Below are 13,225 nucleotides of genomic sequence, written 5' to 3'. Positions count from 1 at the left end.
GGACTTCCTGGCAGCCGCCCACCGCAGCCGCCAGCGCCGCCAGCGTCGGCTGGCCGAACAGCACGCGTACGTCGGCCGCCAGGTCGATCTGGCGCATGCGCTCGATCAACTTCACCGCCAGCAACGAGTGGCCACCCATTTCAAAGAAGTGATCGTGGCGGCCGACACGCTCAACGTGCAGCAGGTCCTGCCAGATCCTGGCAATGGCGCTCTCGACCTCGCCTTGAGGGGCCTCGTATTCACGGGTCACCACCGACGACTGGTCCGGCACCGGCAATGCCTTGCGGTCCAACTTGCCGTTGGTGGTCAACGGGAACACCGTCAACATCACGAATGCGCTGGGCACCATGTATTCGGCCAGCGAGCCGAGCAGTTCATCGCGCAGTTCGGCGGCCGACGGCGGCTCGCCTTCTTCGGCGATCACATAGGCCACCAGGCGCTGATCGCCCGGCGTATCCTGGCGCGCCACCACCACGGCCTCCCGCACACCGTTGCACGCGGCCAGCTTGGCTTCGATCTCGCCCAATTCGATCCGGAAACCGCGGATCTTCACCTGGTCGTCATTGCGGCCCAGGTACTCGATGCTGCCGTCCGCCAGCCAGCGACCCAGGTCGCCGGTCTTGTACATCCGCGCATTCGGCTCGACGCTGAACGGGTTGGCGAGGAAACGCTCGGCGGTCAGTTCGTCACGGTTCAAGTAGCCGCGACTGACACCTCCGCCGCCCACGTACATCTCACCCACCACCCCCACTGGCACCGGCTCGCGCTGGGCGTCGAGGACGTACAGTTGCAGGTCGGGAATGCGCTTGCCAATCGGGCTGACGCCGGCCAACTGCGCGTCGGCCGCTTCAAGCGGACGATACGTCACGTGCACCGTCGTTTCGGTGATGCCGTACATGTTGACCAGTTGCGTCCGGGCATTGGCCTGGCGGGCATACCACGGCTTGAGAATCCCGGTTTCCAATGCCTCGCCACCGAAGATCACTTGCCGCAGGTGGTGGCCCAGGTCGCTTTCGCCTTGAGCGGCTATCAACTGGCGGAAGGCACTCGGCGTCTGGTTGAGAATGGTCACGCCCGCTTCGCACAACAAGGCATAGCAGTATTGCGGTGAACGGCTGACCAGTTGCGGCACCACCAACAGGCGACCGCCGTGGGTCAAGGCGCCCCAGATTTCCCAGACCGAGAAGTCGAAGGCAAAGGAATGGAACAACGCCCACACGTCTTGCGGGCCGAACTCGAACCAGGGCTGGGTCGCCGAAAACAGCCGGACGACGTTGCGGTGCTCGACCATCACGCCCTTGGGCAGCCCGGTGGAACCGGAGGTATAGATCACATAGGCCAGGTGGCTGGCGTCCAGGCCCGCCACATCGGGATTGTGCCGCGGCAACTGGCTCATTTCGCCGGCGTCGACCGGATCGAGCACCAGGGTGGGCACCGGCAATACCGGCAGGCTGTCGCTCCATTGCGACTGGGTCACCACCGCCACGGGGTTGCTGTCATGCAGCATGTAGGCGATGCGCTCGGGTGGATAAGCCGGATCCAGCGGTACATACCCGGCGCCGGCCTTCAGGATGCCCAGCAGGCCAATGATCATGTCCAGGCCACGCTCGACACAGATGGCGACTCGATCATCCGGACGAACACCCAGGGCCACGAGGTTGTGGGCCAGTTGATTGGCGCGGGCATTGAGCTCGCCGTAGGTCAGTGCCTGGTCTTCATGCACGACGGCCACGGCGTCGGGTTGAACCGCGGCCCAGCCCTCGAATCGCTGATGGATCAGGGCCTCGTCGGCATACGCGACGTCGGTCGTGTTCCAGGTTTCGAGCAGTTGCTGGCGCTCGGCCGGTGGCAGGATCGCCAAGGCGTGCAGCGGGGTTTGCGGTGCCTGCTCCAGGGCCACGACGAGGTTTTCCAGGGCCACCTGCATGTAACCGCAAATACGCCGCGCACCGATGGCCGTATCGACCATCGCCGTAAGGAGGAAGCCGTCACCCAAGTCATCGACATTGAGGGTCAACGGGTAATTGGTGCGCTCATCGCCGCCCAATGCGTTGATCCCACTCCACGCCGACAGGGCGTCCCGGGTCACCTGGACCGCGCTGTGTCGGTAGTTGAGCAAGGCGCTGAACAGCGGCGTTGGCGCGACCACGCCACTGCAACGTTGCGCCAGTGCCAACGAGGCATGTTCGTGGCCCAGCAAGGCCGTCAAGCGCCCGTGAGTAGCCTTGACGCCGCTGCGCACATCCTGGGTGCCCACATCCACCCGCAACGGCAAGGTGTTGATGAACATCCCCAGGGCACGGTCGGCCCCGTCGCCGCCCTGCATCCGGCCCAACAGGACCGTACCGAACACCACCTCCTGCTTGCCGGACACCTTGCCCAGCACCTGCGCCCAGGCCAGGTGCACCAGGCTGGCGGCACTCACCCCCAGGTGGCGCGCCTGCACCCGCAAGCGCCTGGACAAGGCAAGATCGACAGGCTGGCGGTCTTCATCGATGCCATGCCCCTCACCCTGCACGTCCTGCAAGCCGAAAGGCAGCGTCGGCTCGTCGATATCGCCAAGCATTTCGCGGAAAAATGCTTCGTGCTCCTGCTCGCTCGTGCCCAGACGGGCCTGGGCCACATAGTTGCGATAAGGCATCGCTTCGCCCAACTGCTCGGCCTGTCCCAGCAGGTGCATCTGCATCTCATGTTGCATCACATCCAGGGCGGTGTGGTCCAGCGCCATGTGATGGAACAGCAGGATCGCGACCCAGCGATCCTGGGCCTCGTCCCGCGCATACGCCAGGTGCAACAAGGGCGCCTGGCCCAGGTCCAGGCGATAGTGCCGCGCATCGAAGCGGTTGGCCAGTTGCGTGGCAATGTCCCCGGCCGTGGTATCGGGAACGATGCATTGCGGTTCCAGCACCACCTGGCGCCAGACCACTTGCACCGGCTCATCCAACCCTTCCCAGACCACACTGGTGCGCAGGATGTCGTGGCGATCGATCACCACTTGCAGTGCACCGATGAACGCGTCCAGGCGCTCACGGTTGTCGAAGGCAAACTGTGACTGCAACACGTAGGGGTCGCCTTGTTCGGCGGCCAAGTGGTGATAGAGGATGCCTTCCTGCAACGGCGCCAGCGGATAGATATCCTGCACGTTGCGCACGCCACCCGGCACGCTGGCGACGAGTTGGTCGATGGCGTCCTGGGACAGGTTGACCAGTGGCAAGAGCTCGGGGGTGATGCGTTCGCAATCCAGGGGAATCAGGTTCGCCGGAACACTGACTTCCCGACCGCTGCCAATCGCCGCGGCCAGTGCGGCCAGGGTCGGTTGGCTGAACAGCACACGCACGTCGGCGCTCAAGCCGGCCTGGCGCATGCGCTCGATCAGCGTGACCGCCAGCAACGAATGGCCGCCCAGTTCGAAGAAATGATCGTGACGCCCCACTTGCTCGACCTTGAGCACGTCCGCCCAGATGCGCGCCAGGGTCTGTTCCACCTCGCCCTGCGGCGCTTCATATTCGCGAGAGGCATAGGCCTCCGCGTCCGGCGCCGGGAGTTCACGGCGGTCCAGTTTGCCGTTGGCGGTCAGCGGGAAGGCTGGCAGTACCACGAACGCGCTGGGCAGCATGTAGTCGGCCAACACGCTCGACAATTGTCCCCGCAAGTCGTGTACCGACAAGGTCACACCCGGTTCGGGAATCACATAACCCACCAGGCGTTTGGGACCCGTATCGTCTTGCCGCGCCAGTACGACCGCGTCTTTCACGCCTGGGCACTGGCCCAAGCGGGCTTCAATCTCGCCCAGTTCGATACGGAAACCGCGGATCTTCACCTGGTCGTCGTTACGGCCCAGATAATCCACCGTGCCGTCCGCACGCCAGCGCGCCAGGTCGCCGGTGCGGTACAGCAACGCATCCGGATCGGCATTGAACGGGTCGGCGACGAACCTCTCGACGGTCAGCTCAGGGCGATTCAAATACCCTTTCGCCACGCCGTCGCCACCGATGTACAACTCGCCCGCCACGCCGATGGGCACTGGCTGACGATTGACATCCAGCACATAGACACGGGTGTTGCCAACCGGGCGACCAATCGGGATGCCACCCTCGCCCACGGCTTTGATTTCGTGGGTGGTGGTAAACGTAGTGGCCTCGGTCGGGCCGTAACCGTTGAGCAGATGAGCCGGCGCGCCTTCTTTCAGGACGCGGCCGATCACGGCTGGGTCGAGTACATCGCCACCGACGATCAGGTAGCGCAACTGGGCGAACGCCGTCGTCAGCCCGGCGGCGTATTGATGGAACAGGCCGGCGGTCATCCACAACACGCTGACCGATTGTTCGAGCAGCAGCGCGTGGAAATCCGCCTGGGACAACAGCACGTCCTGGTCGACCACCACCACGCAACCGCCATTGAGCAACGGTGCCCAGACATCGAGGGTGCTGGCGTCGAACGCCGGGTTGGAGGCAAAGGCGACCCGGTCCTGGGCATTGAAATCGGCGTAGCCGTTGTTGATCACCAACCGGTTGATCGCCCGATGCGGCACCAGCACGCCTTTCGGGATGCCGGTGGAACCGGAGGTGTACATGATGTAGGCCACTGATTCGGCGCTTTGTATCAGTCTCAAGTCATGGTCCACCTCGGTCTCCAGGACCACGGTGTCCAGATCCACACGGGCAGCTCCCTCAGGTATCGCCCTCGTGCTCAGGGTCAGAAGCGTCCGGGCACCGCTGTCGCGCACCATGAACTCCTGCCGTTCCAGCGGTGCGCTGACGTCCAGCGGCACGTAGACCGCGGCGCACTTGAGGATCGCCAGTTGGCTGACCAGCAGCTCGACGGAGCGTTCCAGCACAATCGCCACCCGATCACCCGGTTGAACCCCCAGGCCGACCAGATGACGAGTCAGGCAATTGGCCCGGCGGTTCAACTCGGCGTACGTCAGGCTATGCCCGTTGTGCACCACCGCCGTGGCCTCCGGACGCTCCTTGGCCCGCGCCTCGAACAGGCCATGGACGGTCCTGTCCTGGGGATAGCTACGGGTGGTGGCGTTGAAGTCCACCAGCAATTGCCGACGTTCGGCCGACGGCAGGATCGACAGGCTGTGCAACGGCGTCTGCGGAGCCTGTTCCAGCGCGTCGACCAGGTGCTCCAGGGCAATGTTCATGTAGACACATATCCGCTGCGCGCCAACCTGCGGCACCGCCAGCGCCGACAAGCGGAAATCTTCGCCCAGGTCATCCACCGACAAGGTCAGCGGGTAGTTGGTGCGCTCTTCGTTGCTCAGCAGTTGAATACCGTCCCAGGCCGCCAAGGCTTCGCTTGAGGCAACGCCTGCGGCACTGTGCCGATAATTGAGCAAGGCATTGAACAGCGGCAGCGGCGCGGCCACGCCGCTGCAACGCTGGGCCAAGGCCAGCGAAGCGTGCTCATGCCCCAGCAGGCCGGTCAAGCGAGCGTGGGTGGCTTTTACACCGTCACGTACGCCTTGGGCGCCAACATTCACTCGCAATGGCAAGGTATTGATGAACATGCCCAGTGCATGGTCAGCACCGTCGCCGCCCTGCATCCGCCCCATCAGTACGGTGCCAAACACCACGTCCTGCTTGCCGGACACCTGCCCCAGCACGTGCGCCCACGCCAGGTGATGCAGGCTCGCGGCGCTCACGCCCAACTGACGGGCCTGGGCCCGCAAACGGCGGCTCAGGTCGGCAGGCAGGCTCAGGCCGGCTTCTTCGATATCGCTGCCGTCGCCGCGCACGTCCAGCAAGCCGAACGGCAATGTCGGTTCGTCGACATCACTCAACATGTCGCGGAAGAACCCTTCGTGCTCCTCACGACTCACGCCCAAGCGGGCCTGGGCCACGTAATTGCGGAATGGCACCGCTTCGCCCAACTGGTCGGCCTGGCCCAGCAGGTACGCCTGCATCTCGTATTGCACCACTTCCAGCGCCGTGTGATCGAGGACCATGTGATGGAACAGCAGCATCGCCACCCAGCGCTGATTGGCCGGGTCGTGGGCGAATGCGATGCGCATCAACGGCGCCTGTTGCATGTTCAGACGGTAATGCAGCGTGTCGAACCGCTCGCGCAACTGCCCAGCGATATCGCCCGCCTCCGCACTCAGCACAAGCTCTTCCACTGCCAGTTGCGCTTTGCGCCAGACCACCTGCACCGGCTCGTCCAGCCCTTCCCAGACCACCGAGGTGCGCAGGATGTCGTGGCGATCGATGACCCCCTGCAGGGCCTGGGCAAACGCCTCCAGCCGCTCGCGATCCGCGACGGTGAACGTGGCTTGCAACACATAGGGGTCCCCCGTGTGCGCAGCGATGTGGTGATAGAGAATGCCTTCCTGCAACGGCGCCAACGGGTAAATATCCTGCACGTTGCGCGCACCGCCCGGCACCGTTTCCACGATGCGATCGATGTCCAGCTGGTCCAGCGCCACCAAGGGCAGCATCGACGGCGTGATCCGGGTACACCCCAACAGGATGCCGTTGTCCGGCACCGCGACCTCGCCGCCACTGCCGACTGCGGCGGCCAGCGCCGCGAGCGTTGGCTGGCTGAACAGCACCCGCACGTCCGCCGACAAGCCGAGTTGGCGCATCCGGCCAATCAGGCTGACGGCCAGCAGCGAATGCCCGCCCAGTTCGAAGAAATGGTCGTGACGACCCACGCGCTCGATGTTGAGCAGGTCGGACCAGATGTGCGACAGGGTGATCTCGACCTCGCCTTGCGGCGCTTCGTAGCCACGGGAAATGACGGCATCGAGGTCCGGTGCAGGCAGGGCCTTGCGGTCGAGCTTGCCGTTGGGGGTCAGTGGCAATGCATCCAGGCGCACGTAGGCAGCGGGCACCATATAGGCCGGCAACTGCGCTTGCAGGTGCGTGCGCAGCGCTTCGATGTCTACGGGCGAATGCTGGGTGAAATAGGCCACCAGGCGCTTGTCGCCTGGCACGTCTTCACGGGCCAGGACCACGGCTTCGTTCAAGGCCTCGTGTTGAGTGAGCTTGGCTTCGATCTCTCCCAATTCGATGCGAAAACCACGAATCTTCACCTGATCGTCGTTGCGGCCCAGGTATTCGATGTTGCCGTCCGGCAGGTAGCGGCCCAAGTCGCCAGTGCGATACATGCGGGCATTGGGAACCTTGCTGAATGGATCGTTCAGGAAGCGTTCAGCCGTGAGGTCGTCGCGGTTCAAATAACCCCGCGCTACCCCGGCGCCACCGATGTAGATTTCACCCGGCACGCCCAGCGGCACCGGTTGTTTGTGCTCGTCCAGCAAGTAGAACTGGGTGTTCGCCACGGGTTTGCCAATATGCGCAACAAACCCGCCTTCACGGGCCATCGACACCCAGCTCGAATAGGTCGTGGTTTCCGACGGGCCATAGAGATTGCACAGGCGCTTGACCTGGGTCTGCTCGAACAACGCTTCCACCAGGCTGCGCTTGAGCGCTTCCCCTGCGACGTTGACCGTATCGACACCCTCGCCCACCCCGCCGGACTCCAGCAACGCCTTGAGCGCCGACGGCACCGTATTGATCAAGGTGATGTCGTGCTCGCCCTGTTGCAGTTCCAGCACATTAGTGACCACGTCGATGCTGCCGCCCGAGGTCAGCGGTGCGAAGCATTCGTAGACCGCCAGGTCGAAGTTCAGCGAGGTCGAGAACAGGGTTTTTGACAACGTGGCGTCATCGAACGAACGATGGGCCCAGGTCAGGAAGTTCACCGTGTTACGGTGTTCAATCATCACGCCTTTAGGCAGACCGGTCGAACCCGAGGTGTAGATGACGTAAGCCAAGTGCGAGGAGGTCAGCGTCTTGATCTCTGGATTCAGGATCGACTCGTCCTGCCACAGCCCGCTGTCCAAATCGATCACTGGCATCGATGCATCTGCCAGTAATCCGAGAGTCGCCTTCTGCGCCAATACCGCCGCTGGGGCGCTGTCGTCCAGCATGTAGGCAATGCGGTCCAGTGGATACGCCGGATCCAGCGGCACATATCCGCCGCCGGCCTTGAGAATTGCCAGCAGCCCCACGACCATGTCGATACCGCGCTCGACGCAGATCGCCACTCGGGAATCGGGCTCCACGCCCTGCTTGCGCAGGTAATGGGCCAGGCGGTTGGCCCGCTCGTTCAACGCGCGATAAGTCAGGCGTTGCTCGCCACGAATCACCGCCACGGCATCCGGCGTGCGCTGCACCTGCGCCTCGAACAGCCCGTGAATCGTCTGTTGTTGCGGATAGTCGGCCTCGGTGTCGTTGAACGTCACCAGCAGTTGCTCGCGTTCCGCAGCGGGCAAGATCGACAGGCGATACAAAGCCGCCTGTGGCGTCTGTTCCAGTGCCTGTACCAGCGTTTGCAACGCTGCGTGCATATAAGCGCAAATCCGTTGGGCGCCAATCTGCTGCGCGACCAGCACCGTCACGTTGAAACCGGTACCCAGGTCATCGACGTTCAATGTCAGCGGATAGTTGGTCCGTTCTTCACCACCCAGCGCCTGCATACCGTTCCAGGCCGACTGTACTTCGTTCGACGCCGTCGTGGCGCTGTGGCGGTAGTTGAGCAAGGCACTGAACAGCGGCAACGGTGCCGCCACGCCACTGCAGCGTTGGGCCAGCGCCAGCGAGGCATGTTCGTGCCCCAGCAAGGCAGTCAGTTGTCCATGGACAGCCTTGACGCCAGCCTTGACGCCTTGCCTGCCCAAGCTCACCCGAAGCGGCAGGGTATTGATGAACATTCCCAGTGCACGGTCAGCGCCCTCACCACCCTGCATCCGGCCCATCAGTACCGTACCGAACACCACCTCCTGCTTGCCGGACACCTTGGCCAACACTTGAGCCCACGCCAGGTGCACCAGGCTGGCGGCACTCACCCCCAATTGACGCGCCTGGGCCCGCAGACGCAGGTCCAAGTCGCCATCCACCGCCTGGCTGATCTCTTCGATGTCGTGTCCGCCACCCTGCACATCCTGCAAATCGAATGGCAGCGTTGGCTCGTCGATATCACCGAGCATGTCGCGGAAGAACGCCTCGTGTTCTTCGCGACTCACACCCAATCGCGCCTGCGCCACGTAGTTGCGATAGGGCACCGCGTCGGCCAGTTGCCCGGCTTCACCCAGCAGGTACGCTTGCATCTCGTGTTGCACCACTTCCAGCGCCGTATGGTCCAGGGCGAGGTGATGGAACAACAGTGTCGCGACCAGGCGATGATTGGCCTCATCCTTTCCATAAGCCAAGCGCATCAGCGGAGCCTGAGCGACATCCAGACGATAATGTCGCGGGTCGAAACGCTGGCGCAGTTGCTCAACGACATCGCCAGCGAGCGGGTCGAAATCGAGTGTTTCGAGGTGCAGCCGGGCTTCACGACGGACCACTTGCATGGGCTCGTCCAGACCGTCCCACACAATACTGGTGCGCAAGATATCGTGACGATCAATGACGACCTGCAACGCCCGGACGAACCCATTGAGGCGTTCCTGGCTGTCGAAGGCAAACTGTGACTGGAGCAGATACGGGTCACCCTGCTCGGCGGCCAGGTGATGGTAAAGAATGCCTTCCTGCAGCGGCGCCAGCGGGTAGATGTCCTGCACGTTGCGCACACCACCCGGCACTGTCGCCACGAGACGGTCGATGGTCGCCTGGGACAGGTTGGCCAACGGCAGCAGCTCGGGGGTGATGCGTTCGCAGTCCAGCGCAATCAGGTTCGCCGGAACGCTTATCTCGCTGCCACTGCCGACAGCGGCGGCCAGCGCGGCCAAGGTCGGTTGACTGAACAGCACGCGCACGTCGGCGCTCAAGCCGGCCTGGCGCATCCGCTCGATCAGCGTGACCGCCAGCAGGGAATGGCCGCCGAGTTCGAAGAAGTGATCGTGGCGACCGACGCGCTCGACCTTGAGCAACTCGGACCAGATGTGCGACAGGGTGACCTCGACCTCGCCTTGCGGCGCTTCGTAGCCACGGGAGATAACGGCATCGAGATCCGGTGCAGGCAGGGCCTTGCGGTCGAGTTTGCCGTTGGGGGTCAGTGGCAATGCGTCGAGGCGCACGTAGGCGGCCGGCACCATGTAGGCCGGCAATTGCGCTTGCAGGTGCGTGCGCAGGATTTGAATGTCCAGCGCTTCGTCTGGCGAGTGCTGGGTGAAATAGGCCACCAGGCGCTTGTCGCCCGGCACGTCTTCACGGGCCAGGACCACGGTTTCCTTGATGTTTGGAGCCTGGGCGAGCTTGGCTTCGATCTCGCCCAGTTCAATGCGGAAACCACGAATCTTGACCTGATCGTCATTGCGGCCCTGGTACTCGATGTTGCCGTCCGGCAGGTAGCGACCCAGGTCGCCGGTTTTGTACATGCGGGCATTGGGAACATTACTGAATGGGTCTTTCAGGAAACGCTCGGCGGTCAGGTCGTCGCGGTTCAAATAACCCCGCGCTACCCCGGCGCCACCGATGTAGATTTCACCCGGCACGCCCAGCGGCACCGGTTGTTTGTGCTCGTCCAGCAAGTAGAACTGGGTGTTCGCCACGGGCTTGCCGATATGGGCGACAAACCCGCCTTCACGGGCCATCGACACCCAGCTCGAATACGTCGTGGTTTCCGACGGGCCATAGAGGTTGCACAGGCGCTTGACCTGGGTCTGTTCGAACAACGCTTCCACCAGGCTGCGCTTCAAAGCTTCACCGGCGACGTTGACCGTATCGACACCCTCGCCCAACCCGCCGGACTCCAGCAACGCCTTGAGCGCCGACGGCACCGTATTGATCAAGGTGATGTCGTGCTCGCCCTGTTGCAGTTCCAGCACATTAGTGACCACGTCGATGCTGCCGCCCGAGGTCAACGGGGCGAAGCATTCGTAGACGGCCAGGTCGAAGTTCAACGAAGTCGAGAACAAGGTTTTCGACAGGGTTTGAGCGTCAAATGAGCAATGCGCCCAAGTGAGGAAGTTCACCGTATTGCGGTGTTCGATCATCACGCCCTTGGGCAGGCCGGTCGAACCCGAGGTATAGATGACATAGGCCAGGTGCGAGGAGGTCAACTCTGCCACCTCGGGATCCAGGACGGATTCGTCCTGCCACAAACCGCTGTCGAGATTGATCACTGGCATCGATGCTGCTGCCAGCAACTCAAGGGTCGCCGTCTGCGCCAACACCGCCGCCGGCGCACTGTCTTCCAGCATGTAGGCAATCCGATCCAACGGATACGCCGGATCCAGCGGCACATAACCGCCGCCGGCCTTGAGAATCGCCAGCAACCCCACGACCATGTCGATACCACGCTCGACGCAGATCGCCACTCGCGAATCGGGGCTCACCCCCTGCTTGCGCAGGTAATGGGCCAGACGGTTGGCCCGCTCGTTCAACGCGCGATAAGTCAGGCGTTGTTCGCCACGAACCACCGCCACAGCCTCCGGCGTGCGCTGCACCTGCGCCTCGAACAGCCCATGAATCGTCTGCTGCCGCGAATAGTCGGCCTCGGTGGCGTTGAACGTCACCAGCAGTTGCTCGCGTTCCGAGGCCGGCAGGATCGACAATTGCTGCAAGGGCCTGTCCGGCTGCTGCTCGAGCATCCAGGCCAGGTTCTCCAATGCCTGGCGCATGTACCCAGCAATCCGCTGGGCGCCCATTCCGGCCAGGGCCTGCACGCTAAGATTGAAGCCTTCGCCCAGATCATCCACCGATAAGGTCAGCGGATAGTTAGTCCCCTCCGCCCCTCCCAGTGCATGCAAGCCTTCCCATGCGCCAAGCGCCTGGGCCGTAGGTGCGTGGGCCGTGTTGCTATGCCGATAGTTGAACAAGGCACCGAACAGCGGGGCGGGTGCAGGCACGCCACTGCAACGCTGGGCCAAGGCCAACGATGCATGCTCGTGACCGAGCAGCGCCGTCAGGCTTGCATGGGTATTTTTAACGCCCTCGCGCACGCCGTGCCCAGTCAGTTTCACGCGCAGCGGCAGCGTGTTGATGAACATGCCCAGGGCGCGGTCGGCGCCGTCGCCGCCCTGCATCCGGCCCATCAATACCGTGCCGAACACCACGTCCTGCTTGCCCGAGAGACCACCCACCACCCGCGCCCAGGCCAAGTGATGCAGGCTGGCGGCGCTGACGCCCAACTGGCGGGCCTGCGCCCGCAAGCGGCGGCTCAATGCGGCATCAATCGGCAAGTGGGCTTCTTCGATCACCGACGGGCCTTCAGGCGCCTCGGCAAAACCCAGTGGCAAGGTCGGCTCATCGACATCGGCCAGCATGTCGCGGAAAAACGCTTCATGGGAATCACCGCCCACACCCAGGCGGACCTGCGCCACGTAGTTGCGAAAAGGCACTGGATCAGGCAATTGGTGGGCCTGCCCAAGCAGGAACGCCTGCATTTCATCCTGCACCAGCTCCAGCGCCGTATGGTCTATCGCCATGTGGTGGAACAGCAGGATGGCCACCCAACGGTTGTTGTCATGATCCTGCGCGCAAACCAGCCGCATCAGCGGCGCCTGCCCTACATCCAAGCGATGATGGCGGGTGTCGAAGCGCTGTTGCAGTTGCCACAAGGCATCGCCGGCGGCCGGGTCAAGTACGATTTCCTCCAACGACAGCGTGGCCTCGTGCCAAACCACTTGCACCGGCTCATCCAGCCCCTCCCAAACCACGGAGGTGCGCAGAATGTCATGACGATCGATTACGCCCTGCAACGCCTGGGTAAAATCGTCCAGGCGTGTCCGGCGATCCGCACCGAACAAGGACTGCAGCACATAAGGGTCGCCCTGCTCCGCCGCCAGGTGATGATAGAGAATGCCCTCCTGCAACGGTGCCAGCGGGTAGATATCCTGCACATTGCCCGCGCCGCCGGGCACCGTCTCGACGATCCGGTCGATCTCTTCCTGCGTCAGGCTGGCCAGGGGCAGCATGTCCGGCGTGATGCGGAATGCCGGACTCAGCCAGTCGCCACCATTTCTCTCCACCAGGTCGAGCAGTTCCTGCTTATGGACGGCAAGGCTGTCCCACAGCGCGGGGTCTATTCCTTCGTCGTCGCCCAGGATCACGAGGTTGTCGCCGTCTTGTTGCAGACGGATCGGATGCTGGGACAGAGCTGCCATCAATTCGCTGAATTGCATCGAAGAACCTGCTTTTCTGATTCGGAGTGGTTGACGATAGAAACGTGTTTTTCAGGTACGGCGCGGCGCCTGCACGCGAGGGTCACGGCGCTTGGCGCCGACCTCGGCGCTCGGGCCAAAGCGATGGATAATCGTCACATTCAACCG

2 pseudogenes are annotated in these 13,225 nt (G+C 63.3%); both read right to left on the bottom strand.

From position 1 onward, the window contains the following. Positions 1-55 precede the first annotated feature (55 nt). Positions 56-6,397, bottom strand: a pseudogene (locus tag J3P85_RS12385) (amino acid adenylation domain-containing protein); the annotation flags it as partial. Positions 6,398-6,517: 120 nt separating this feature from the next. Beyond that, positions 6,518-12,871: pseudogene (locus tag J3P85_RS12380) on the bottom strand (amino acid adenylation domain-containing protein); the annotation flags it as partial. Between the last annotated feature and the right edge of the window lie 354 nt (positions 12,872-13,225).

This window comes from Pseudomonas sp. Z1-12, assembly GCF_051132015.1.
In the GTDB taxonomy this organism is placed as follows: Bacteria; Pseudomonadota; Gammaproteobacteria; order Pseudomonadales; family Pseudomonadaceae; genus Aquipseudomonas; species Aquipseudomonas zanjanensis.
Note: the sequence above shows the minus strand (reverse complement) of the source record. Positions and strands in the feature narration are given on the sequence as shown.